Source organism: Sinomonas sp. B1-1, from assembly GCF_050474465.1.
Lineage (GTDB): Bacteria > Actinomycetota > Actinomycetes > Actinomycetales > Micrococcaceae > Sinomonas > Sinomonas flava.
This window is the reverse complement of record NZ_JBCHVF010000001.1, coordinates 236,665-260,872: the sequence shown is the minus strand read 5'-3', so window position 1 is coordinate 260,872 and position 24,208 is coordinate 236,665. Positions and strand designations below refer to the sequence as shown.

The 24,208-nt window shown below is 70.5% G+C and carries 21 protein-coding genes; 5 read left to right on the top strand and 16 right to left on the bottom strand.

The genetic code is table 11. The features are described 5' to 3' along the window. Positions 1 to 84 precede the first annotated feature (84 nt). The 13 genes from secG to ACQ5BE_RS01150 all read right to left on the bottom strand — a co-directional run bounded on the left by secG (position 85) and on the right by ACQ5BE_RS01150 (position 14,396). On the bottom strand, positions 85 to 342 hold the full coding sequence (secG, locus tag ACQ5BE_RS01210) for a preprotein translocase subunit SecG (RefSeq protein WP_430295136.1): 258 nt from the start codon (positions 340 to 342) through the stop codon (positions 85 to 87). A 71-nt stretch (positions 343 to 413) separates the two neighbouring features. Beyond that, positions 414 to 1,226: a triose-phosphate isomerase gene (gene tpiA / locus ACQ5BE_RS01205; RefSeq protein WP_430295135.1), complete on the bottom strand. Its 813-nt coding sequence runs from the start codon at positions 1,224 to 1,226 to the stop codon at positions 414 to 416. A 93-nt stretch (positions 1,227 to 1,319) separates the two neighbouring features. Continuing rightward, positions 1,320 to 2,564 (bottom strand): phosphoglycerate kinase, encoded by a 1,245-nt coding sequence (locus ACQ5BE_RS01200; RefSeq protein ID WP_430295134.1) that lies wholly within the window; start codon positions 2,562 to 2,564, stop codon positions 1,320 to 1,322. 41 nt (positions 2,565 to 2,605) lie between these two features. Continuing rightward, the gene (gene gap, locus ACQ5BE_RS01195; RefSeq protein ID WP_208712471.1) at positions 2,606 to 3,613 is read right to left on the bottom strand and encodes a type I glyceraldehyde-3-phosphate dehydrogenase; all 1,008 of its coding nucleotides are present in this window, start codon (positions 3,611 to 3,613) and stop codon (positions 2,606 to 2,608) included. 235 nt (positions 3,614 to 3,848) lie between these two features. Continuing rightward, on the bottom strand, positions 3,849 to 4,481 hold the full coding sequence (locus ACQ5BE_RS01190; protein WP_208712470.1) for a superoxide dismutase: 633 nt from the start codon (positions 4,479 to 4,481) through the stop codon (positions 3,849 to 3,851). Positions 4,482 to 4,587: 106 nt separating this feature from the next. Continuing rightward, positions 4,588 to 5,568 carry a DNA-binding protein WhiA gene (gene whiA, locus ACQ5BE_RS01185; RefSeq protein WP_208712469.1) on the bottom strand — a complete coding sequence of 327 codons (981 nt, stop codon included), beginning with the start codon at positions 5,566 to 5,568 and terminating at the stop codon, positions 4,588 to 4,590. A 43-nt stretch (positions 5,569 to 5,611) separates the two neighbouring features. After that, a complete protein-coding gene (locus ACQ5BE_RS01180) occupies positions 5,612 to 6,658 on the bottom strand; it encodes a gluconeogenesis factor YvcK family protein (protein WP_413250787.1) in 1,047 nt (348 codons plus the stop codon). Then, positions 6,655 to 7,578 carry an RNase adapter RapZ gene (gene rapZ, locus ACQ5BE_RS01175; RefSeq protein WP_208712467.1) on the bottom strand — a complete coding sequence of 308 codons (924 nt, stop codon included), beginning with the start codon at positions 7,576 to 7,578 and terminating at the stop codon, positions 6,655 to 6,657. The genes ACQ5BE_RS01180 and rapZ overlap by 4 nt, the downstream gene beginning before the upstream one ends. Before the next feature lie 31 nt (positions 7,579 to 7,609). After that, positions 7,610 to 9,541, bottom strand: coding sequence for an excinuclease ABC subunit UvrC (gene uvrC, locus ACQ5BE_RS01170; RefSeq protein ID WP_430295132.1), 1,932 nt, complete (start codon positions 9,539 to 9,541; stop codon positions 7,610 to 7,612). A gap of 29 nt (positions 9,542 to 9,570) precedes the next feature. Continuing rightward, positions 9,571 to 10,236, bottom strand: coding sequence for a lysophospholipid acyltransferase family protein (locus tag ACQ5BE_RS01165; protein ID WP_430295131.1), 666 nt, complete (start codon positions 10,234 to 10,236; stop codon positions 9,571 to 9,573). Beyond that, positions 10,230 to 10,943 (bottom strand): HAD hydrolase-like protein, encoded by a 714-nt coding sequence (locus ACQ5BE_RS01160; protein WP_430295130.1) that lies wholly within the window; start codon positions 10,941 to 10,943, stop codon positions 10,230 to 10,232. The genes ACQ5BE_RS01165 and ACQ5BE_RS01160 overlap by 7 nt, the downstream gene beginning before the upstream one ends. A 46-nt stretch (positions 10,944 to 10,989) precedes the next feature. After that, on the bottom strand, positions 10,990 to 13,896 hold the full coding sequence (gene uvrA / locus ACQ5BE_RS01155; RefSeq protein ID WP_430295749.1) for an excinuclease ABC subunit UvrA: 2,907 nt from the start codon (positions 13,894 to 13,896) through the stop codon (positions 10,990 to 10,992). Between the two features lie 119 nt (positions 13,897 to 14,015). Continuing rightward, positions 14,016 to 14,396: a GntR family transcriptional regulator gene (locus ACQ5BE_RS01150; protein WP_430295129.1), complete on the bottom strand. Its 381-nt coding sequence runs from the start codon at positions 14,394 to 14,396 to the stop codon at positions 14,016 to 14,018. Positions 14,397 to 14,439: 43 nt separating this feature from the next. Here ACQ5BE_RS01150 and ACQ5BE_RS01145 point away from each other — a divergent pair, with 43 nt between their 5' ends. After that, on the top strand, positions 14,440 to 15,102 hold the full coding sequence (locus ACQ5BE_RS01145) for an MBL fold metallo-hydrolase (protein ID WP_430295128.1): 663 nt from the start codon (positions 14,440 to 14,442) through the stop codon (positions 15,100 to 15,102). Further along, positions 15,092 to 15,412, top strand: a complete 321-nt coding sequence (locus ACQ5BE_RS01140; protein WP_430295127.1) for a hypothetical protein — start codon at positions 15,092 to 15,094, stop codon at positions 15,410 to 15,412. The genes ACQ5BE_RS01145 and ACQ5BE_RS01140 overlap by 11 nt, the downstream gene beginning before the upstream one ends. Before the next feature lie 17 nt (positions 15,413 to 15,429). On the opposite strand, the gene ACQ5BE_RS01135 is transcribed toward ACQ5BE_RS01140, so the two are convergent. Then, a complete protein-coding gene (locus tag ACQ5BE_RS01135; RefSeq protein ID WP_208712460.1) occupies positions 15,430 to 16,230 on the bottom strand; it encodes a trans-aconitate 2-methyltransferase in 801 nt (266 codons plus the stop codon). Between the two features lie 62 nt (positions 16,231 to 16,292). On the opposite strand from ACQ5BE_RS01135, the gene ACQ5BE_RS01130 reads away from it, so the two are divergent. From ACQ5BE_RS01130 to ACQ5BE_RS01120, 3 genes are read left to right on the top strand one after another with little or no spacing between them, the layout of a single operon-like run. Beyond that, a complete protein-coding gene (locus tag ACQ5BE_RS01130) occupies positions 16,293 to 18,863 on the top strand; it encodes a DEAD/DEAH box helicase (RefSeq protein ID WP_430295126.1) in 2,571 nt (856 codons plus the stop codon). 9 nt (positions 18,864 to 18,872) lie between these two features. Then, positions 18,873 to 19,379: an N-acetyltransferase family protein gene (locus tag ACQ5BE_RS01125; RefSeq protein ID WP_430295125.1), complete on the top strand. Its 507-nt coding sequence runs from the start codon at positions 18,873 to 18,875 to the stop codon at positions 19,377 to 19,379. Beyond that, positions 19,376 to 20,731 carry an alpha/beta fold hydrolase gene (locus tag ACQ5BE_RS01120; RefSeq protein WP_430295124.1) on the top strand — a complete coding sequence of 452 codons (1,356 nt, stop codon included), beginning with the start codon at positions 19,376 to 19,378 and terminating at the stop codon, positions 20,729 to 20,731. Before ACQ5BE_RS01125 ends, ACQ5BE_RS01120 begins: the two co-directional genes overlap by 4 nt. On the opposite strand, the gene ACQ5BE_RS01115 is transcribed toward ACQ5BE_RS01120, so the two are convergent. Continuing rightward, on the bottom strand, positions 20,719 to 22,074 hold the full coding sequence (locus tag ACQ5BE_RS01115) for an MFS transporter (RefSeq protein WP_430295123.1): 1,356 nt from the start codon (positions 22,072 to 22,074) through the stop codon (positions 20,719 to 20,721). The genes ACQ5BE_RS01120 and ACQ5BE_RS01115 overlap by 13 nt on opposite strands. Continuing rightward, a complete protein-coding gene (uvrB, locus tag ACQ5BE_RS01110; RefSeq protein ID WP_430295122.1) occupies positions 22,067 to 24,178 on the bottom strand; it encodes an excinuclease ABC subunit UvrB in 2,112 nt (703 codons plus the stop codon). Before uvrB ends, ACQ5BE_RS01115 begins: the two co-directional genes overlap by 8 nt. Between the last annotated feature and the right edge of the window lie 30 nt (positions 24,179 to 24,208).

Below are 24,208 nucleotides of genomic sequence, written 5' to 3'. Positions count from 1 at the left end.
CCGGCAACAAGGAAGGGGCAGGAGCAGCACGTGCTGCTCCCGCCCCTTCCACATCGCGCCGGTGTCAGCGACGCGGAGGCTCCGTCAGGAGTCGCCCACGCTCGAGATGCGCATGATGAGGCCGAGGGCGATGATGACGACCGCCCACGTGACGCCCAGGATGATCGTGAAGCGGTTCAGGTTGCGCTCCGCCACGCCTGACGACGAGAGCCCGGACGACATGCCGCCGCCGAACATGTCGGAGAGGCCGCCTCCGCGGCCCTTGTGCATGAGGATGAGCAGCGTGAGCAGGAGGCTCGTGATGCCGAGCAGGATCTGCAGGATGATCGTCAGGACTTCCACGTGGGAGCTCCGGCCTTTCTCGCGGCGGTCTCATGCCTGCTCTGCGCAGGCTGCTTGGTCAAGGCAGGCGGCTAGGCCGCCGTGTGGCTCTCGAACCTGACAATGCTAGCAAATTCGGCGGCGTCGAGGCTCGCACCGCCCACGAGCACACCGTCGACGTCCTTCTCGGCGAGAATGGCCGCGGCGTTGTTCGCCTTGACCGAGCCGCCGTACAGGAGCCGGGTGGCATTGGCCGCGTCCGCGCCGAACAGCTCGGCGAGCTCGGAGCGGATGGCGGCGCACATCTCCTGGGCGTCGCCGGGGCCCGCGACCTCGCCCGTCCCAATCGCCCAGACCGGCTCGTACGCGACGACGAGGGCGGCGGCCTGTTCGGCGGTGAGTCCCTCGACGTCGGCCCTGAGCTGTGCGAGAGTGTGCTCCACGTGCGTGCCTGCCTGCCGGACCTCAAGGCCCTCGCCGACACAGAGCACGGGGACGAGGCCGTGACGGAACGCGGCCTTGACCTTCGCCGCCAGCACCTCGTCGGGCTCGCCGTGCACGGTCCGCCGCTCCGAGTGCCCCACGAGGACGTACCGGCAGCCGAGCTTGGCGAGGAAGGCGCCGCTGATGTCGCCCGTGTACGCCCCGGAGTCGAACTGTGAGAGGTCCTGTCCGCCGTAGGCGAGGGGAAGGTCGTCGCCCGCCACGAGGGTCTGCACGCCGCGCAGGTCCGTGAACGGGGGGAAGACGGCCACCTCGACGCGCGCGAAGTCGTGCTTGGCGTCGTCGAGCGTCCACGCGAGCTTCTGGGTCAGCGTGATGGCCTGGAGATGGTCCATGTTCATCTTCCAGTTCCCGGCGATCAGCGGGGTGCGTTCGAACGAGCCGTTGGCAGAGGTGGTCACAGTGTCTCCTTGGAGGGTCCTGCTGGGCGCCGGACAGGCCGACGCGGGGAAGAGAGCGCGCCACGCCCCGCGGGGGGCGTGGCGCGCGTGGGGTCAGGCGCCGAGGGCCGTGAGGCCCGGCAGCTCCTTGCCCTCGAGGTATTCGAGGCTCGCGCCTCCGCCGGTCGAGATGTGGCCGAACTGGCCGTCCTCGAAACCGAGCGTACGGACCGCGGCAGCGGAGTCGCCGCCGCCGACGACGGTCAGGGCACCCGCCGCTGTCGCGTCGGCGAGGGCCTGGGCGACAGCCTTGGTGCCGGCCGCGAAGGCCGGGAACTCGAAGACGCCCATAGGCCCGTTCCAGAACACCGTCTTGGCTGCGGTGATCTCCTTGGCAAATGCAGAGGCAGTGTCCGGCCCGATGTCCAGCCCGATTCCGGCCTCGCCGAAGCCCGTGGACTCGATGGTGTCGGCCGCGGCGACCTCGTGCTCCGCGTCCGCGGCGAACTTCGAGGCCACGACGACGTCGGTCGGCAGCACGAACTCGGTGCCCGCCGACGCGGCCCGGGAGAGGTACTCCTGGACCGTCGGGATCTGGTCCTGCTCGAGCAGGCTCGAGCCGACCTTGTGCCCCTTGGCCGCGAGGAAGGTGAAGAGCATGCCCCCGCCCACGAGGAGCTTGTCCGCCTTGCCGATGAGGTTGTCGATCACGGCCAGCTTGTCCGATACCTTCGAGCCGCCCAGGACCACGACGTACGGGCGCTGGGCCCCGTCGGTGAGGCGCCGCAGCACCTCGACCTCGGTGCGGACGAGCTCGCCGAGGTATGCGGGGAGGATCTGGGCGATGTCGAACACGGACGCGTGCTTGCGGTGCACGGCTCCGAAGGCGTCGTCGACGTACGCCCCGCCCTCGCCGGTCAGCGCCGCGAGTTCGCGGGCGAACGCGGCGCGCTCGGCGTCGTCCTTGCTCGTCTCGCGGGCGTCGAAGCGGACGTTCTCGAGGACAAGGACCTGTCCGTCCTCGAGCGCGGCAGCGAGGGCCTGCGCGCTCTCCCCCACGGTGTCCTCGGCGCGCTGCACCGTGATCCCGAGGGGTTCCGCAAGCCCGGCCAGGCGGTCAGCGGCCGGCTTGATCGAGTACTTGGGATCCGGCGCGCCCTTGGGGCGGCCGAGGTGGGCCATCACGAGGACCCGCGCGCCCGCCTGGGCGAGCTTCTGGATCACCGGCAGGGAGGCGCGGACGCGGCCGTCGTCAGTGACGGTGGACCCGTCGAGCGGCACGTTCAGGTCCGACCGGACCAGAACGCGCCGCCCGCGGACACCATCGGCGAGCAGCTCGTCGAGAGTGTGTGCAGTCATGGACTCAGGCTATCCGAGTTCCCCGTACGTTACGGACCGGGTCAGAGCTTGGACGCGACCAGTTCCGTGAGGTCCACGAGGCGGTTGGAGTAGCCCCACTCGTTGTCGTACCAGGACACGACCTTGACCTGGTTCCCGATGACCTTGGTCAGCCCGGAATCGAAGATCGACGAAGCGGGGTCAGTCACGATGTCCGAGGAGACGATCGGGTCCTCGGTGTACGTCAGGATGCCCTTGAGGCCCTCCGACTCCGACGCGGCCTTGACGGCGGCGTTGACCTCTTCCTTGGTGACCTCGCGCGAGACGGTGACCGTGAGGTCCGTCGCCGAGCCGGTCGGAACGGGAACGCGGATGGCGTAGCCGTCCAGCTTGCCCTTGAGCTCGGGGAGCACGAGGCCGATGGCCTTCGCAGCGCCGGTCGAGGTCGGGACCATGTTGATCGCGGCGGCACGGGCACGGCGGAGGTCGCGGTGCGGGCCGTCCTGGAGGTTCTGGTCGGCCGTGTAGGCGTGGACCGTGGTCATGAGGCCGCGCTCGATGCCGAACGCGTCGTTGATCGCCTTGGCGAGCGGGCCGAGGCAGTTCGTGGTGCAGGAGGCGTTCGAGATGATGTCGTGGCTCGACGGGTCGTACAGGCCGTCGTTGACTCCCATGACGATCGTGACGTCCTCATCCGTCGCCGGGGCCGAGATGATGACCTTCTTGGCGCCTGCGGCGAGGTGCTTCTTGGCATCCGCGGCCTTGGTGAAGAAGCCGGTGGACTCGATGACGATGTCCACCCCGAGGTCGGCCCACGGGAGATTCGCGGGATCACGCTCGGCGAGGACCTTGACCTCCTTGCCGCCCACCACGATGATGCCGTCGCGGACCTCGACGGACTGGGCGAGGCGACCGGTCACGGAGTCGTACTTCAGGAGGTGGGCCAGCGTCTCGGGGCTCGTGAGGTCGTTGACCGCCACGATCTCGAGGTCGGCGCCCTGGGCGAGGGCTGCGCGGAAGAAGTTGCGGCCGATGCGGCCGAAGCCGTTGATGCCAATACGAGTGGTCACTCTGGTCGATCTCCTTGATGCTCAGTCGAGCACCCGGATGACTGCTCGAACTGTTAGACGGTCCCGCACATCGTTGGGCAGAGATTTGCACAAGGAAAGGCCGACAGCCTGAGTCTCCATTGTCCATGGCCAAAAGGCCGCCGGGGCCTTTCCGCCCACCATCCTACGGGGAAAGGGCCCGTCTCGGAACAGACGGACCCTTTCGCACCGAAAGTCACAAAATGTGACGGGCCTCTCAGACGATGACGAGCCCGGCGGCGCCCTTGCGGGCCGCGTCGAAGCGCTTGGCGACGTCCGCCCAGTTCACGATGTTCCAGAACGCCTTGACGTAGTCCGCCTTGACGTTCTGGTAGTCGAGGTAGAAGGCGTGCTCCCACATGTCGAGCTGGAGGATCGGAGTGGTCGCGACCGGCACACCGTTCTGCTGGTCGTACATCTGCTCGATGACGAGGTTGCCGCCGATGGGCTCGTACGCGAGGATCGCCCAGCCGGAGCCCTGGATGGTCGTGGCGGCGGCGGTGAACTGGCCGCGGAACGCGTCGAACGAGCCGAAGTACTCGTCGATCGCGGCAGCGAGCTCGCCCTCGGGCTTGTCGCCGCCCTCCGGGGAGAGGTTGTTCCAGAAGATCGAGTGGTTGATGTGGCCGCCCAGGTTGAACTGGAGGTCCTTGGACAGCTTGGCCGCAGCAGCGCCGTCGCCGTTGGAGCGGGCCTCGGCCATCTTCTCGAGGGCCGTGTTGGCACCGGTCACGTACGCCGCGTGGTGCTTGTCGTGGTGGAGCTCCATGATCCGCGCCGAGATGTGCGGCTCGAGTGCCGCGTAGTCGTACGGGAGCTCGGGCAGTGTGTAGGTCACAACATCCTCCATCGGTTGGCTTCCCGCACCACTGGCCGTGATGTGCGGGCTGGTGACGGCTCCATCCTAAGCAGGTGCCCGGACGGGATACCGAAACGTCATGTCACAGGCGCCGGGATCAGCCGTCCAGCATGTCCGGGGTCACGCTGGCCTCGGTTCCCGGAATCCCCGACTCCGCCGCCTTCTTGTCCGCCATGGCTAGCAGACGGCGGATCCGGCCGGCGATCGCGTCCTTCGTCAGCGGCGGGTCCGCGAGCCGGCCGAGCTCGTCGAGGCTCGCCTGCTTGTGCGCGACCCGAAGCTCCCCGGCGTAGCGCAGGTGCTCGGGGACGTCGTCGCCGAGGATCTCGAGGGCGCGCTCGACCCTGGCGCCCGCGGCCACGGCGGCCTGGGCGGAGCGGCGCAGGTTGGCGTCGTCGAAGTTCGCGAGGCGGTTCGCGGTGGCCCGCACCTCCTTGCGCATGCGCCGCTCCTCCCACGCCATCAGCGCGTCGTGGGCGCCCATGCGTGTCAGGAGCGCGGCGATCGCGTCGCCGTCGCGCACGACGACGCGATCCACCCCGCGCACTTCGCGCGCCTTCGCGGCGATGCCCAGCCGCCGGGCCGCCCCGACGAGCGCGAGGGCCGCCTCCGGCCCCGGGCACGTGACCTCGAGCGCGCTGGAGCGTCCCGGCTCGGTGAGGGACCCGTGGGCGAGGAATGCGCCCCGCCAGACCGCCTCGGCATCGGCCGCGGACCCGTTGACCACGACGGACGGCAGCCCGCGCACGGGTCTTCCGCGGTTGTCGAGGAGGCCCGTCTGGCGCGCGAGCGCCTCGCCCTCGCGCACCACCCGGACCACGTACCGGTTGCCGCGGCGCAGCCCACCGCCGGAGACCACGATGATCTCGCTCGGATGGCCGTACACCTCGGCGATGGCGGCGCGCAGCCTGCGGGCGGTCGAGGCGAGGTCCACTTCCGCCTCGATCACGATGCGCCCCGAGATGATGTGGAGCCCGCCGGCGAAGCGCAGGATCGCGGAGACCTCGGCCTTCCGCTCGGAGGACTTCTTGACGGTCAGCCTCGAGAGCTCGTCCTTGACGCTCTGGGTCAATGCCATGGTGTCCCCTCCTGCTCCCGCGGCTGGCCCTGCGGAGCGACGCTCATCGGCCGCCCTGGGGAGCGCCGCCCCCCGTGAAGACCTCGTGGTACGCCCCGGCGAGCCGGAGCGGGTCGTGGATCGGCCTGTGGCCGGAAGACCTCACTCTATCGAAGTGGACCTCGGCGCCGAGTTCGGCTGCCACGCGCTCGAACTCTGCCCGGTCCGCCACCGATGCCTCGTCGGCGATCACGGCGTCTGCCGTGAAGCCGGGGGCGACCCGCTGGAGGGCGCGCAGATGGTCCGCCGCGCTCATCCCCGTGGTCTCCTTGGTATCCATCGTGAGGTTCATCGTGATGCACCTGCGGGCGGGGGTCGCGCAGAGCGCCTCGCGCATCTGGGGCAGCAGGAGGTGCGGGAGGACGGACGTGTACCACGAGCCCGGACCGAGCACGACCCAGTCCGCCAGCTCGATCGCCGACAGCGCCTCGGGGCAGGCCGGCGCGTCGTCCGGCACCAGGCGGACCTCCTCGAGGCGGCCGGCGACGGCGCACGCCGCCTGTCCGCGGATCGTCTCCCGGCGGGAGGTGCCCCCGTGGGCGCCGGCCGCGGCGACCTCGACGTCGCCCTCGATCGTGAGGGGCGTCCGGGACATCGGAAGCACCTCCCCGCGCGCGCCGAGCAGCGCCCCGGCCCAGCGCAGGCCGTCGACGACGTCGCCCAGCAGCTCCCAGAGCGTGACGATGAGGAGGTTCCCCAGCGCGTGGTTCTCCAGGCCGCTCATGCCGGTCGGGGACCGGAAGCGGTGCTGCATGACGTCACGCCAGGTCCTCCCCCAGTCCGTGTCGTCGCACAGCGCGGCGAGGGCCATCCGGAGGTCGCCCGGGGGGACGACGCCGAAGTCCTTGCGCAGGCGGCCGGAGGACCCGCCGTCGTCCGCGACCGTGACCACGGCGGTGAGATCGGTGGTGAGGAGGCGGAGCGCTGACAGTGACCCCGAGAGGCCGTGCCCTCCGCCGAGGGCGACGACGGACGGGCCCTTGGGCGTCCCGCCCGTTGTCCCCGTGCCCGGGGGGATGAGGGGCAGCTGACCGGTGAACACCGCGTTCACTCCCTCCCGAGGTCGCGGTGCGACGTCGTGACGGTCACGCGGGGCTGCTGCGCGAGGCGCTTGCTGAGCTCCTCCGCGATCGCGACGGAGCGGTGCTTGCCGCCGGTGCAGCCCACGGCGATCGTCGCATAGTGCTTGTTCTCCTTGCGGTAGCCGGCGAGCACGGGCTCGAGGGCCAGCACGTAGCGGTCCACGAACTCCTGGGCCCCGTTCGCGACGAGGACGTAGTCCCGGACATCGGGGTCGAGTCCCGTGTGGGGGCGCAGCTGGGGCACCCAGTGGGGATTCGGGAGGAACCGGACGTCGGCGACGTAGTTCGCGTCGGCGGGGAGCCCGTACTTGAAGCCGAAGCTCATCACGTTGAGCCGGAGCGTCACGGGGCCCTTCTCCGAGAAGAGCTCGGTGATCGCGGTGGCGAGCCCGTGGACGTTGAAGTCCGAGGTGTCGAGGACGAGGGTCGCATGCTCCCTGAGCTCCGCGAGGATGGCGCGCTCCGCGGCAATCCCGTCCGAGATCCGCCCACCGCCCTGGAGCGGGTGGGGGCGCCGACCCTGCTCGAAGCGGCGGATCAGCACATCGTCCCGTGCATCGAGGAAGAGGACGCGGTACTCGGTGCCGCGCGCGCCCAGCTGCGCGAGCGCCTCGCGGATGTCCGCGAAGAGCGCCTTGCTGCGCACGTCCATCACGACCGCGAGCTTCGGGATCTTCGCCGACGCGTGGCCGACCAGCTCCGAGAGCGTGCCGAGCAGCTGCGGCGGGAGGTTCTCCACGACGTACCAGCCGTGGTCCTCGAGCGCATTCGCGGCCGTGCTGCGGCCCGCGCCCGACATGCCCGTGACGATGAGCAGTTCGGAGGCGGCGGGCTTGACCGGGGTGAGTCCTGTGTCGTGGTCCGCCTCGGCGGCGCTCGTCTCCCTCATGGTCCCCAGCCTATCCAAGACCGGCGGCCAACTAGGACTCGATGATCTCGCCGGTCGCATAGTTCACGGCAGGCGCCGCGTCGCCGAGGCCGTTCAGGCGGGCGTGGACTGCCGCCGCGAGGGCCGGACCGACCCCCTGGACCTCGGTGAGCTCGCCCAGTCCGGCGGCCTTGAGCCGCTTGAGCGATCCGAAGTGGGTCAGGAGGGCCTTCTTCCGTGCGGGCCCGAGACCCGGCACCTCGTCCAGGAGCGACGCGGTCATGCTCTTGCCGCGCTTCTGGCGGTGGAACGTGATGGCGAAGCGGTGGGCCTCGTCGCGGATCCGCTGGAGCAGGTAGAGGCCCTGGGAGGCCCGCGGCAGGATGACGGGGAAGTCGCCTTCGGGGAGCCACACTTCCTCGAGGCGCTTGGCGAGCCCGACGACGCGGATCTCGTCCCCGATGCCGAGCTCGGCCAGGGCCCTCACGGCCGCCGTGACCTGGGGCTGGCCGCCGTCGACCACGACGAGGTTCGGCGGATACGCGAACTTGCCGCCGCGGTCGCGCTCCTCGACCGGCTTCTCCCGTTCGGCCAGGTAGTTGCGGAACCGGCGGGTCAGGACGTCGTGCATCGCGGCGGTGTCGTCCCGCGCGGCGTCGCCCGTGATGGAGAACTTCCGGTACTCGCTCTTCTTGGTGAGGCCGTCCTCGACGACGACCATGGAGGCGACGACGTTCGTCCCCTGGACGTGCGAGATGTCGAAGGACTCGATCCGCAGGGGCGGCTCCGGCAGCTCGAGGGCCTCCTGGAGTTCCTGGAGGGCGAGGGACCGGGTGGTGATGTCCCCGGCCCTGCGGCTCTTGTGCAGGCGCAGCGCCTGCACGGCGTTCTCGTGCACCGTCTTCATCAGCGCCGCCTTGTCGCCGCGCTGCGGGACGCGGAGTTCCACCTTCGCCCCCCGCAGGCCGCTGAGCCACGCGGTGAGCTCGTCGGCGTCGTCAGGCATCGCGGGGACGAGGACCTCGCGCGGAAGCCGCCCGTCCGTCTCCGACTGCTCGCCGTAGACCTGGGTCAGCAGGTGGCCGATGAACTCCTGCGGCGTGGCCTCCTCGACCTTCTCGACGACCCAGCCGCGCTGGCCGCGGATGCGGCCGCCGCGGACGTGGAAGACCTGGACGGCGGCCTCGAGCTCGTCCTCCTCAAGGGCGAAGACGTCCGCGTCGGTCTCCTCGGACAGGACCACCGCGTTGCGCTCGAAGACCTTCTTCATCGCGATGATGTCGTCGCGCAGGCGGGCAGCGGTCTCGTAGTCGAGATCGGCGACGGCGTCGGCCATCCTCCGCTCGAGCTGCACGATGAAGCGCCTCGCCTCCCCGCCCATGAAGGCGCAGAAGTCCTCGGCGAGGGCGCGGTGGTCCTCCTCGGAGATGCGGCCGACGCACGGGGCCGAGCACTTGTCGATGTAGCCGAGCAGGCACGGCCGGCCGCTCTGCTCTGCCCGGCGGAAGACGCCGGGGCTGCAGGACCGGACCGGGAAGACCCGCAGGAGGGTGTCCATGGTCTCGCGGATGGCGCCGGCCGTGTACGGCCCGAAGTAGCGGGTTCCTTTGCGCCGCTCCCCGCGCATCACCTGGACCCGCGGGAACTTCTCGCCCATGGTGACCGCGAGGTACGGGTACGTCTTGTCGTCCCGGAAGGCCAGGTTGTACCGGGGCCGGAACTCCTTGATCCACGTGTACTCGAGCTGGAGCGCCTCGAGCTCGCTGCCGACCACGGTCCACTCGACGCTCGCCGCCGCGTGGACCATCGCGTAGGTCTTGGGCAGGAGCGTTGCGGGGTTCGCGAAGTACGACGTGAGCCGCTGCCGAAGACTCTTGGCCTTGCCGACGTAGATGACGCGCCCGTGCGGGTCGCGGAACCTGTAGACGCCGGGATCGGTCGGGATCTCTCCTGTCCTGGGCCGGTAGCTCGCTGGATCTGCCACTGGTCCAGTCTAGTGAGCCGGAGGGGCTGCTACTGCGCGGGCGGCTTGTTGTAGCCGGCCGCGCGCTCCTGCCCGGTCAGCGCCGCGATGGCATCCATGATCCGGTCTGTCGCCTCGCGCCGCGCGGGAAGGGAGTGGTCCGGCCCGGTCTTGTCGAAGGAGAGCGGCTTCCCGACGATCATCTCGAAGTGCTGCGGCTTGATCCCGTTCGTGTCCGCCGGCTGGAGCTTCTCGGTCCCCCGCAGGCCCACGGGGACGACGGGCGCGCCCGTCGTGAGGGCCAGCCACCCGACTCCCGTCCGCCCGCGGTAGAGGAGGCCGTCCCGAGAGCGCGTCCCTTCGGGGTAGATCCCAATGCCGCGGCCCTCGCCGAGGATGTCGAGCAGCGTCTTGAGGGCCGCCACGCTTGCCGCCTGCTCGCCGCGCTCCACCGGGATCGACCCGACGCCCTCGAAGAACGACTTCATGAGCCTGCCCTTGACGCCCTTGCCCGTGAAGTACTCAGCCTTCGCGAAGAAGGCCACGCCGCGCGGCATGAGGGCCTGGATGATCACCGAGTCGAGGAAGGAGAGGTGGTTCGAGGCCACGATGAACGGCCCGGTCGTGGGGACGTTCTCGAGCCCCGTGACCGTGGGGCGGCAAAGGCCGGCGATGAGCCCGCGGATGCTCTGGCGGGTGAGGGTGTAGATCAGCATGCGGCAGTCTCCGCGGCCGTGCCGGCCGTCTGGCGCGACAGCACAGCCGCGATCGCAGCGCGGAGGGCCGCGGCGTCGTCGACGATGCCGACGAGCGCGAGCGCCTCAAGCTCGCCGGCCGGGGCGAAGCCCCAGCGGACCCCGATGCAGGGGATCCCGTTGGCGGCGGCTCCGTGGGCGTCATGGCGACGGTCGCCCACCATGACGGCCCGGGAGGCGCCGGCATGGTTGGTGGTGAGGGCAGCGCGCACGATCCCTGCCTTGCCATCCGGCGCCGGCGGGAGCGTCTCGTCGTCGGGCGCGCCATGGATGCTGTGGAAGTGCCGGTCCAGGCCGTGAAGCGTCAGGAGCTTCTCGGCGAGCGACTGGGGCTTCTGGGTTGCGACCGCGAGGTGCAGGCCTTCCTCGCGGAGCTGTGCGAGGAGCTCGGGGATCCCCGGGTAGGGCCGGCTCGCCGCCATGCCGTGCGAGATGTACCGCCGGCGGTAGGCGTGCACGATGGCGGGGAGCGCCTCCTCGGGCACGTCCGCCAGCCGGCGGAGCGATTCCATGAGGGGCGGCCCGACCATGCTCTCGAGGGTCGTGGCGTCCGGCACGGGCAGCCCGTGCGACTCGAGCGCGAAGGCGATGCCTGATGTGATGCTGCCCGCTGGGTCTACGAGGGTTCCGTCCAGATCGAAGATCACGAGTGCGGGGCTTTCAGTCACCGGGACAGTCTCCCATACCGGGAAACGGTGCCTGAAATCTGCGCCGTCAGCTCGCCCCGAGGATCTCCGCCAGGAACTGGCCGGTGAAGCTTCCCTCCGCCCGGGCAACCTGCTCGGGTGTCCCGGTTGCCACGACCCGGCCTCCGCCCGAGCCGCCGCTCGGACCCAGGTCGATGATCCAGTCCGCGCTCTTGATCACGTCGAGGTTGTGCTCGATGGTGATGACTGTGTTGCCCTTGTCGACGAGCGACTGCAGCACGAGGAGCAGCTTGCGGATGTCCTCGAAGTGGAGCCCCGTGGTCGGTTCGTCGAGCACGTAGGCGCTGCGGCCGTTCGAGCGCTTCTGCAGTTCGGCGGCCAGCTTCACCCGCTGCGCCTCGCCGCCCGAGAGCGTCGTGGCAGGCTGCCCGAGGCGGACGTAGCCGAGCCCGACGTCGACGAGTGTGCGGAGGTGCCGGGCGATCGGGGTGAACGCGGCGAAGAACTCCGCGGCCTCGTCGATCGGCATGTTCAGCACATCGGCGATCGTCTTGCCCTTGTAGTGCACCTCGAGGGTCTCACGGTTGTACCTCGCCCCATGGCATACCTCGCAGGGCACGTAGACGTCGGGAAGGAAGTTCATCTCGATCTTGAGCGTCCCGTCGCCGCTGCACGCCTCGCATCGGCCGCCCTTGACGTTGAACGAGAACCGCCCCGGCTGGTAGCCGCGGACCTTGGCCTCGTTGGTCTCGGCGAACAGCTTCCGGATGTGGTCGAACACGCCGGTGTAGGTGGCCGGGTTCGACCGCGGGGTGCGCCCGATCGGGCTCTGGTCGACGTGGATGACCTTGTCGAGGTGCTCGAGCCCCTCGATGCGGGTGTGGCGCCCGGCGACCTGCTTCGCGCCGTTCAGGCGGTTCGCCAGCACCTTGTACAGGATGTCGTTGACCAGGGTCGACTTCCCCGAGCCGGAGACACCGGTGACCGCGGTGAGGACACCGAGCGGGAACGCGATGTCGACGCCCTGGAGGTTGTGCTCGCGCGCTCCCACGACCTTCAGCTGCCGCTTGCGGTCGATCGGCCGGCGCTTCGCCGGGATGGGGATGGAGCGCCGGCCGGCGAGGTAGTCGCCGGTGAGGGAGGCTCGGTTCTCCTTGAGCTCCGCAAGGGTCCCCGAATGGACCACCTCGCCTCCGTGCTCGCCCGCGCCCGGGCCGATGTCCACGATCCAGTCGGCCTCGTGGATCGTGTCCTCGTCGTGCTCGACGACGATCAGGGTGTTCCCCAGATCGCGCAGCCGCGTGAGCGTCTCGATGAGGCGCCGGTTGTCGCGCTGGTGGAGCCCGATGCTCGGCTCGTCGAGGACGTACAGCACTCCCACGAGCCCGGAGCCGATCTGCGTGGCGAGGCGGATGCGCTGCGCCTCGCCGCCCGAGAGCGTTCCCGCCGCGCGTTCGAGGTTCAGGTACTCGAGGCCCACGTCGAGGAGGAACCTGAGGCGGGCGTCGATCTCCTTCAGGACCTGCGCGGCGATCTGCTCCTCCCGGCGCGTCAGGTCCAGCGTGCTGAGGAACTCGCGCGTGTCGCGCAGCGGCAGGCGGCATGCATCCGCGATGGAGCGTCCCCCCACGAGCACCGAGAGGGACGCCGGGTTGAGCCTGGCCCCACCGCACTCCGGGCAGGGGATCTCGCGCATGTACTCCTCGTAGCGGTCACGCGCGGAGTCCGACTCTGTCTCGAGGTGCTTGCGCTGGATGTACTGCACAGCGCCCTCGAAGCCGGTGCTGTACTTGCGCTCGCGGCCGAACCGGTTGCGGTACTGGACCACGACCTTGTGGTCCTTGCCGTACAGGACAGCATCCCGCGCATACTGCGGCAGGCTGTGCCACGGTGTGGTCATGGAGAAGCCCAGCTCGTCGGAGAGCCCCTGGAGGAGCCGGGTCCAGTATTCCTGGGTGGCCGTGCCGAGGGACCACGGGGCAATCGCGCCCTCGGAGAGGCTGAGGGCAGCGTCCGGGACGACGAGTTCCTCGTCGACTTCCAGCTTCGTGCCGATGCCGGTGCAGGCCGGGCACGCGCCGAAGGGGTTGTTGAACGAGAACGACCTCGGCTCGATCTCGTCGATCGCGAGGGGGTGCTCGTTGGGGCACGCCAGGTTCTCCGAGAACGCACGGACGCGCGCGTCGTCGTCCGCTGCGAGGTCGACGAAGTCGGCGAGCACGCGTCCCTCGGCGAGGCCCAGCGCGGTCTCGACCGAGTCGGCGAGCCGCTGGCGGATGCCCTCCTTCACCACCAGGCGGTCGACGACGACCTCGATGGTGTGCTTGAACTGCTTGCCGAGCTTGGGCGGCTCCGCGAGCTGGATGAGGTCGCCGTCCACGCGCGCACGGGAGTAGCCCTTCGCCGCGAGCTCCTTGAACAGGTCCACGAATTCGCCCTTGCGCCCGCGCACGACCGGCGCGAGCAGCTGGAAGCGGGTGCCGTCCGGCATCTCGAGCAGCTGGTCGACGATCTGCTGCGGGGTCTGGCGCGTGACCGGCTCGTGGCAGACGGGACAGTGCGGCCGGCCGATGCGCGCCCACAGGAGGCGCATGTAGTCGTAGATCTCGGTGATCGTCCCGACGGTCGAGCGCGGGTTCTTGCTCGTCGACTTCTGGTCGATCGAGACGGCGGGCGAGAGCCCCTCGATGAAGTCCACGTCCGGCTTGTCCACCTGGCCGAGGAACTGGCGCGCGTACGCGGACAGGGACTCGACGTAGCGGCGCTGGCCCTCGGCGAAGATCGTGTCGAAGGCGAGCGACGACTTGCCCGAACCGGAGAGCCCCGTGAAGACGATCATGGCGTCGCGCGGGAGGTCGAGGCTCACGTTGCGAAGGTTGTGCTCGCGCGCGCCCTTGACCACGAGGCGCGACTGGTCGGGGCCGTGCGTGGGCTGCCGGAAGGCGTCGGGGATCTCCGCGGCCGACGACGGCAGGGGCGAGGAATCGTTCAGGGTGGAGAGACTCTGCACCTGTCCATGCTAGTCGACGCAGCTCGCATTCGAAAATGTCTTCGAAGTGAGAATGGTCGCGGCCCGCGGTGAGCCACGTCGCATCACATCGCGCGCCGGAAGGCGGCCCGCAGCAGCGCGACGGCCTCCTCGAAGGACGCGCCCTGCGAGGCCGCCACCCCGGCGAAGACCGCTGCTGCGGCCGCCAGGTCCTCGTCCCGTCGCGCCCTCGGGGCGACCGTGGTGCCCGCACGGCCCGCCGTCGCGAGGACCCCTGCCTCCTCGAGCTCGCGGTAGGCGCGCGCGACGGTGTGCGGGGCGACGTCGAGCTCCCCGGCGAGCGCGCGGACGGAGGGCAGCTTCGCGCCGACGGCGAGCGCGCCCTCGTCGACGAGATCGAGGATGCGGCGCCGCAGCTGCTCGAAGAGCGGCACGGCCAGCTCGGGATTCGGGCGCCAGCGTCCCGGGAAGTCGTTCTCCGCCACACGCCCAGAGTACCTGCGCCCGAGGCCAACCTAGACTGGCGCCATGAGCAGCCTCCTGCATGACCTCGACGACGTCACGGTGCGGCGGATCGCCGTGAGCTCGATGGACAACAATGTCTACCTGATCACGGCCAGACAGTCCGGCGAGCAGGTCCTCATCGACGCGGCGGACGACCTTCCCGCCATCCAGGCCCTCCTCGCCGAGGGTGCTGCCGACGCGAGAGGCCCGGCGAGGCTCGCGCTCATCGCGACGACCCACCAGCACTGGGACCATGTCCGCGCCCTGGAGGGCCTCGTCGCCGCCACGCACGCCCCGGTGGCCGCCGGCCGCCAGGACGTCTCGGGAATCCCGGTCGGCGTCGACGTGGTGCTCGACCACGGGGACGTCCTCCCGGAGGCCGGAGCGGACTGGGGGTTCACGCTGACGGCCGTGCATCTTCGGGGCCACACCCCCGGGTCCATCGCCTACGTCCTCGAGCCCAAGGACGCGCCGCCGGTGATCTTCTCCGGCGATTCCCTCTTCCCCGGCGGGGTCGGCAACACCCAGAACGACGCCGACCGCTTCTCGCTGCTGTACGCGGACGTCGTCCAACGGCTGTTCGACGCGTACCCCGACGACGCGGAGGTGCACCCGGGCCATGGCAGGCCCACGACCCTCGGCGCCGAGCGGCCGCACCTGGCCGAGTGGCGCGACCGTGGCTGGTAGTCCCACCGGCGCGGGCACCACCACGCCCGGGCCCCGCGCCGACCACGAGATCCCGGCCTACCTCGAGCGGCTGGGCCTTCCCGGGCTCGCGGACATCCACGTGCACTTCCTCCCCCCGAGGATGCTCGAGAAGGTCTGGGAGTACTTCGACGACGCGGAAGCGCGCTACGGGTGGCCGTGGCCGATCCCCAACATCCCGTACCCGTACGCCCACCAGATCGAGGCCCTCGCGCGCCTCGGGCTCGGGGACGGCTGGATGCGGCAGGTCCTCTGGGAGAACGGCGCGAGGCTCCTGGGCCTCGCGCGCTGACGCGGCCGCCCGCTCGCCTACGACGGCTTGCGACCCACGCAGAAGATGCGGCGGAACGGGTAGAGGGTCGTGAGGAGGCCGTCCCGTTCCACCGAGGGGTAGGCGTCGAGGAGCAGCTGGTCGTACTGCTCCTCGAACTGGGCGCCTTCCTCGGGCGAGAGCACGTCCAGCACCGGCCGGAGGCCGGTTCCGCGGATCCAGTTCAGGACGGCGTCCTCACCGACAAGCTGGTGGTAGTAGACGGTCTCCCAGACGTCCGCCTCCCAGCCGGCCTCGAGCATCAGCTCGAGGTAGGCCTGGGGCTCCGCCACCGCGTCGGTGTGGCGGAGGACCCCCCGCAGCCGATGCTCCCACTGCGAGGACTCGGCCAGTTCGCGCATGAGCGTGTGCGACGGGGCCTGGAAGTTCCCGGGGACCTGCACCCCCAGCCAGGCGCCGGGGACGAGCTGGTCGAGCCACCGCCCCATGAGCCCGAGGTGACCGGGCACCCACTGGAGCGCCGCGTTCGAGAGGACCACGTCGACGTCGCCCTCGGGCTCCCAGTGCAGGATGTCCCCATGGGTGAACGTGAGGCGGTCGCGTCCCGCGAACCGCGAGCGCGCGGCGTCGAGCATCTCCTCGGAGCTGTCGAGGCCCTCGATGAGGGCGTCCGGCCACCGCTGCGTGAGGGACGCGGTGAGCTCGCCGGGACCGCAGCCGAGGTCGACGACGCGGCGGGGAGCCTCGGCGGCGACGCGCGCAGTCAGGTCGTAGAACGGCCGCGACCGGTAGTCGCCGAACGCGGTGTACAGTGCCGGATCCCAGGTGGGAGAGCTCATGGGACAACGCTAATCCGGACCCGCCGGTGGGGATAGCCCACTGCGGATAGTCTGGAGGCGCCATGCGACTCGATGCCCTCCTCCCCGCGCCCTCCCCGTCCGCCGACCGCGCCGGCCGCGACGACTCCCTGCCCGACGCGGTCTACGAGGCCTTCGTCCGGTGGGCCGAGGGACGGGGCCTGACCCTCTACCCCGCCCAGGACGAGGCGGTGCTCGAGATCGTGTCCGGCTCGAACGTGATCCTCGCGACCCCCACGGGGTCCGGCAAGTCGCTCGTGGCGATCGCGGCGCACTTCCACGGGCTCGCCACCGGGCAGCGCAGCTACTACACCGCGCCCATCAAGGCGCTCGTCTCGGAGAAGTTCTTCGCCCTGTGCGACATCTTCGGCGCGGAGAACGTCGGCATGGTCACCGGAGACTCGTCCGTCAACCCGGACGCCCCCATCATCTGCTGCACCGCGGAGATCCTCGCGAACCACGCCCTCCGCGAGGGCTCCGAGGCAGAACTCGGGCCGGTCGTCATGGACGAGTTCCACTTCTACTCCGACCCCCAGCGGGGCTGGGCCTGGCAGGTGCCGCTCCTGGAACTGCCGCAGGCGCAGTTCCTCCTGATGAGCGCGACGCTCGGCGACGTGAGCCGGTTCGAGCGCGAGCTCACCGAGCGCACGGGGCGCACGACGGCGACGGTCGCCCACGCGGAGCGGCCCATCCCGCTGCACTACTGCTACGAGGAGAAGCCGGTCCACGAGACGCTCGAGGAGCTGCTCGCGACGAAGCAGGTCCCGGTGTACGTGGTGCACTTCAGCCAGCTCGAGGCGATCGAGCGCGCGCAGCAGCTGATGAGCGTGAACATGTGCACGCGCGAGGAGAAGGACCGGATCGCCGAGCTGATCGGGCACTTCCGGTTCGCGGCGGGCTTCGGCAAGACCCTCAACCGGCTCGTGCGCCACGGCATCGGCGTGCACCACGCGGGCATGCTGCCGAAGTACCGGAGGCTCGTCGAGCAGCTCGCCCAGGCGGGGCTGCTCAAGGTCATCTGCGGCACGGACACCCTCGGTGTGGGGATCAACGTGCCGATCCGGACGGTCCTGCTGACCGCCCTGAGCAAGTTCGACGGCACCCGGACGCGGCACCTCAACGCGCGCGAGTTCCACCAGATCGCCGGCCGCGCGGGCCGGGCAGGATACGACACGGCCGGGACCGTCGTCGTGCAGGCGCCCGAGCACGTCGTCGAGAACAACCGCGCGATGGAGAAGGCCCGCGCGAAGTTCGGCGAGGACCAGCGCAAGCTGCGGCAGGTCGTGAAGAAGAAGCCGCCCGAGGGCTTCGTCTCGTGGGGCCGGCCCACTTTCGAGAAGCTGGTCGAGGCTGCCCCCGAGCCGCTGACCTCGAGCTTCACGGTCACGCACGCCATGCTGCTGAACCTCATGGCCCGCCCGGGGAACCCCTTCGCCGCGGCCCACCGGCTCCTGACCGAGAACCACGAGCCGCGTCCCGTCCAGCTGCGCCTGATGCGGCGGGCGCTCGGGATCCTGCGCGAGCTCCTGGCCGCGGACGTCGTCGAACGGATCCCCGAGGACGAGCTGACTCCCGAGCAGCGGGCCAGCGGCCACACGCTGCGCCTCACCGTGGACCTCCAGGAGAACTTCGCGCTCAACCAGCCGCTCTCGCCGTTCGCGCTCGCGGCCCTCGACCTGCTCGACCCCGAGTCTCCGTCGTACGCGCTCGACGTCGTGTCCGTCATCGAGGCCACGCTCGAGAAGCCGCGGCAGATACTCTCCGCGCAGCTCAAACGGGCCAAGACGGAGGCGGTCGCGGCCATGAAGGCCGAGGGCATGGAGTACACCGAGCGCATGAACGCGCTCGACGCGGTCACCTACCCCGAACCGCTCAAGGAGCTCCTTGAGGCGGCGTTCGAGACGTACCGGCGCCACGCCCCCTGGGTCGGGGACTTCGAGCTCGCGCCGAAGTCGGTGGTCCGGGACATGTACGAACGGGCGATGGACTTCGGCGAGTTCGTCCAGTTCTACGGGCTGGCGCGCAGCGAGGGCATCGTCCTGCGCTACCTGACCGACGCGTTCAAGGCCCTGCGCCAGACCGTGCCGCAGGACGCGCTGCGGGAGGACCTCGAGGACCTCATCGCCTGGCTCGGCGAGCTGGTCCGCCAGGTCGACTCGTCGCTCCTGGACGAGTGGGAGGAGCTCACGAGCGGCAGGGACCTGCACACCCACGATGCACCGCCCCCTCCCCCACCGGCCCTCACCTCCAATGTCCGCGCGTTCCGGGTCATGGTGCGCAACGAGCTGTTCCGCCGCGTCGAGCTGTTCGCCGACGAGGATTCCGAGGCCCTCGCGGCGCTCGACGGGGAGGCCGGCTTCGGCGTCGAGCAGTGGGAAGCGACCCTCGACGCGTACTTCGACGAGCACGAGGACATCGGCACGGGCCCGGACGCCCGCGGTCCGCAGCTGCTCGTCATCGAGGAGAAGCACGGCATGTGGCACGTACGGCAGATCTTCGACGACCCGGCGGGGAACCACGACTGGGGCTTCTCCGCCGAGGTGGACCTCGGCCAGAGCGATGCGACCGGCACCGCCGTCATCCGGCTGACGCAGATCGGTCGGCTCGACGGCTAGGTTAGGAGCATGAGCGTTTCCACCACCGCAGTGCTGCGGCGAGCTGAGCCGGCCGACGTTCCCGCGATCCTCGAGCTCATCCACGAGCTCGCCGTCTACGAGAGGGAGCCGGACGCGGTGAAGAACACCGCGGAGGACCTCACGGAGGCGCTGTTCGGCGACCGCCCGGCGGTCTTCGCGCACGTCGTCGAAGACTCCGATGCAGGCTCCCCCGCCGTGATGGGCTTCGCGCTCTGGTTCCTGAACTACTCGACGTGGGAGGGCACCCACGGGATCTACCTCGAGGACCTCTATGTCCGTCCTGCCGCCCGGGGCCGGGGGTACGGCAAGGCGCTCCTCGCCGAGCTTGCGCGCATCGCTGTCGAGCGCGGGTACGCGCGCGTCGAATGGGCGGTGCTGAAGTGGAACAAGCCGTCCATCGGCTTCTACCGGAGCCTCGGCGCCCGCCCGATGGAGGAGTGGGACACCTTCCGTCTCACGGGCGAAGCGCTCGCGGCCTTCGGCACGGCGTCGTGAGCACGACGCCGGCCCCCGGCCGTCCGCGTCCGGGCGCCGCCGCGGGCCACCACGTGGTAGGCCAGCACGAGTTCCGCGGGCTGCGGACGGTCGAGCACGTGTTCCAGGTTCCGCTTGCCCACGGGCGGCCCGACGGAGAGCGGATCGAGGTCTTCGCGCGCGAGTACGCCTCGGCGGCCCACCCGGCGGCTGCCGTCGAGCAGCTCCCCTGGCTTGTGTTCCTGCAGGGCGGCCCGGGCGGCCGCGGGAACCGCGTGACGAGCCTCGGCGGGTGGATGAAGGCGGCGGCGAAGGACTTCCGCATCCTCATGCTCGACCAGCGCGGAACCGGCCTGTCGGCAGCGGCCGACCGGGTCTCGCTTCCGCTGCGGGGCGGCCCCGCAGAGCAGGCGGCGTACCTCGGGCACTTCCGCGCCGACTCGATCGTGTTCGACTGCGAGTCCATCCGGCGCGCCCTCGGCTCTGGCCCATGGACGGTGTTCGGGCAGAGCTACGGCGGGTTCTGCACTCTCACGTACCTCTCGCTCGCGCCCGAGGGGGTGCGGCGGGCGCTCATCACGGGCGGCCTCGCACCCTTGGAGGGCCCGGCGGACCGGGTCTACCGGGCCACCTACGAGCGGGTCGCTGCCCGCAACGCCGAGTACTTCGGCTGGTACCCGGACGACCGCGCCAGGGTGAGCGCCGTCGTCGAGCATCTGGGGCGCCACGACGAGCGCCTTCCGAGCGGCGAGCGGCTCTCCCCCGAACGGTTCCAGCTCGTCGGGAGCCTCCTCGGAGGCAACACCCGCGTCGACTCCCTCCACTACCTGCTCGAGGACGCCTTCACCGGCGGACTGCGCGGTCCACGGCTCTCCGACGGGTTCCTCGCCCAGGTCCACGCGCTCGTGACGCGGGCCGCGAACCCGCTGTATGCGCTCATGCACGAGTCCATCTACGCCCAGGGCGAGGCGACCGAGTGGGCCGCGTGGCGGGTCCTCGACGAGTATCCCCACTTCCGGCCCGACGCCCAGGATCCGCTCCTGCTGGGCGAGATGGTCATGCCGTGGTACTTCGAGCAGGACCCGGCGCTCGTGCCGCTCGCGGACGTCGCCGACCTGCTGGCGCGCAGGACCGACTGGGGGCAGCTCTACGACCGGGGTCGGCTGGCCGTGAATGATGTCCCTGTCGCCGCCGCGGTGTACCGGGACGACATCTTCGTCGACCGGGACCTCTCGCTGGAGACCGCCGCCTCAGTCCGGGGCCTCCAGGTCTGGGAGACCGCAGACTTCCACCACGACGGGATCTCAGACGACGGCGAGGGCCTCTTCGCGCGCCTACTGGCGCTCGCGGATCCCGACGGTCAGGACCGGTAGGCCCTCCGGCCCACGGCGGCGACGGCGAGCACCGCCACGCTGATGAGTCCCGCGACGGCCGCGAGGCCCGGGAACCCGACCAGCGCCATGACGATGCCCGACAGCCCGCCGCCCAGGGCGCCGGCGAGGCCCATGGCCGTGTCGCCGACCCCCTGCGCCTCGACACGATGGTCCGGCGCCACGGACTCCGCGAGGAGCGCCGATCCGGCGATCGTGGCCGCGGACCAGCCGAGCCCCAGCAGCACGAGCGCCACGGTCACGGACGCCGGGCTGGCTGCGCCGAGCGCCGCGGAGGCCACTGCCCCGACGAGCGTGACGTGCCCCGCGGCGAGGACGGTGCGGCGTCCGACCCGGTCGGCGAGCCAGCCCATCAGCGGCGAGAGCGCGTACATTCCCGCAATGTGCAGCGAGATCACGAAGCCGATGAGGGCGAACGAGTCGGTGCCGACGTGGCCTCCGTGGCCGCCGCCGTCCGCCACGCCGCCGAGGGTCACCTGCTGGAGGTGCAGCGGCGTCATGGACATGACGGCGACCATGATCCCGTGCGCAGCCACCACGGCGAAGACTGCGAGGCCCGCCCCGGGGGACGAGCGGATCGCACCGATGCCCGCGCGGAGGACGGCGCCCCTCGGCCGCTTCGAGCCGGCCGGCTCCGCGGCTGCCCCCGAGATGCGGCGGGCCTCGAGGAGTGGGTCGGGCCGGAGCCCCGTCCACAGCAGGGCCGCCGCGACGGCCATCCCCGTCACCGAGATGAGGAAGGGGCCCGCGGTCTCCGGCAGGCCGAGAGCCGCCCCGAGCGCTGCTCCCGGCTTGATGAGGTTCGGGCCCGCCACGGCGCCGACCGTGATCGACCAGACGACGAGCGACAGGTCGCGGCCACGGTGCGCAGCGTCCGCGAGGTCAACGGCGGCGAAACGGGACTGGAGGTTGACGGCGGTGCCGACCCCCAGGAGCGCCGCCCCGGCCAGGAGCAGGACCAGGGAGGACGCCATCGTCGCCAGCACGACGGACCCGGAGCCGAGGGCCGCGATGCCGAGGCCGGCGACGAGCGCCTTCCGCCGCCCGCGGGACGCCGCGAAGCCGCTCAGGGGCAGCGCGGCGAGCGCGGCTGCGAGCGTGAGCACGGTGGTGACGGACCCGGCCCACGCCGCCGAGCCGCCGAAGTCGACGGCGAGGAGCGACCCGATCGCGAGGGTGGCCCCGTTGCCGAGGCCGCTCAGGAGCTGCGCTGCGGCGAGCACCCCGACGGTACGCCGCTGGACGCGGCGGCGGGCAGCGTCGTCGTGCGCCAGGCCGTCGGTGGTCGCGGCGGACGCCTGGGCGCCTCGCTCGGGCTCAGGCATGCCCGGCCGACTGCATCTGGCGCAGCTCCTTCTTGAGCTCGGCGACCTCGTCGCGGAGCCGGGCGGCGAGCTCGAACTGCAGCTCGGCGGCGGCTCCGTGCATCTGCTCGGTGAGCTGCCCGATGAGGCCCAGCAGGTCCTCGGCCGGGGCGGCGGCGAGTCCGTCGCGGCGCAGCTCGGCCTGGGCGCGTTCGCGGGCGTTGGCCCCCGCGGCGCCCTTCGTGCGCTTGCCGGCCTTCGAGCGGCCCTCCAGCAGGGCCCGGGTGTCCTCGTCCTCGCGGGCGAGCTGGTCCGTGATGTCCGCGATGCGCTTGCGCAGGGGCTGCGGGTCGATCCCCCGCTCCTCGTTGAACGCCATCTGGATCGCACGGCGGCGGTTCGTCTCGTCGATCGCCTGCGCCATCGAGTCCGTGATCTTGTCCGCGTACATGTGCACCTGGCCCGAGACGTTGCGGGCGGCGCGGCCGATGGTCTGGATCAGCGACGTCGAGGACCGCAGGAAGCCCTCCTTGTCGGCGTCGAGGATGCTCACGAGGGACACCTCGGGCAGGTCGAGCCCCTCGCGCAGGAGGTTGATGCCCACCAGGACGTCGAAGACCCCGAGGCGCAGCTCGCGCAGGAGCTCGACGCGGCGGAGCGTGTCCACGTCCGAGTGGAGGTACTGGACCTTGACGCCGTGGCCGAGGAGGTATTCGGTGAGGTCCTCGGCCATGCGCTTGGTGAGGGTGGTGACGAGGACCCGCTCGTCCCGTTCGACCCTGTCGCGGATCTCGCCGAGGAGATCGTCGATCTGGCCCTTGGTGGGCTTCACGATCACCTCGGGGTCCACGAGGCCCGTGGGGCGGATGATCTGCTGCACGAAGCCGTCGGCCTTGCCGAGCTCGTACTTGCCGGGCGTCGCGGACAGGTAGATGGTCTGGCCGATCCGCTCGAGGAACTCGTCCCACTTCAGCGGCCGGTTGTCCATGGCCGAGGGGAGCCGGAATCCGTGCTCGACGAGCGTGCGCTTGCGCGACATGTCGCCCTCGTACATCGAGCCGATCTGCGGGACCGTGACGTGCGACTCGTCGATGACGAGGAGGAAGTCGTCCGGGAAGTAGTCCAGGAGGCAGTGGGGTGCAGTCCCGGGGCCGCGGCCGTCGATGTGCCGCGAGTAGTTCTCGATCCCGTTGCAGAACCCCATCTGCTGCATCATCTCGAGGTCGTAGGTGGTGCGCATCCGCAGCCGCTGGGCCTCGACGAGCTTGTTCTGCGACTCGAGGGCCTGCAGGCGCTCGGCGAGCTCGTCCTCGATGCCCTTGATCGCCTTGGCCATGCGCTCTGGGCCGGCCACATAGTGCGAGGCGGGAAAGACGTACATCTCCGTCTCCTCCCGGATGACCTCGCCCGTGAGGGGGTGGAGCGTGTGGATGGACTCGATCTCGTCGCCGAAGAACTCGATGCGGAGCGCCTGCTCCTCGTACATCGGGATGATCTCGACAGTGTCGCCGCGCACGCGGAAGGTCCCGCGGTGGAAGTCGACGTCGTTGCGGACGTACTGCATGGCGACGAACTGGCGCAGGAGCGCATCGCGGTCCATCTCCATGCCGCGTCGCAGCGTGACCATGCCCGCGACGTACTCCTCCGGCGTGCCGAGGCCGTAGATGCACGAGACGGTCGCGACCACGACGACGTCGCGGCGGGTGAGGAGGGAGTTCGTGGCCGAGTGCCGCAGCCGTTCGACCTCCTCATTGATCGAGGAGTCCTTCTCGATGAAGGTGTCCGTCTGGGGGACGTAGGCTTCCGGCTGGTAGTAGTCGTAGTACGAGACGAAGTACTCGACCGCGTTGTTCGGCAGGAGCTCGCGGAACTCGTTCGCGAGCTGCGCGGCCAGCGTCTTGTTCTGCACCATGACGAGCGTGGGACGCTGGAGCTTCTCGATGACCCACGCGGTCGTGGCGCTCTTGCCGGTTCCGGTGGCTCCGAGGAGGACGACGTCCTTCTCGCCGTTCTGGATGCGCTCGGCGATCTCTGCGATGGCGGTCGGCTGGTCGCCCGCCGGCTTGTACTCGCTGACCACCTCGAACGGCGCGACGACGCGGTTGATCTCCTGGGCAAGGCTCATGCGTCAAATCTACGCCGGGCAGCGGACAGG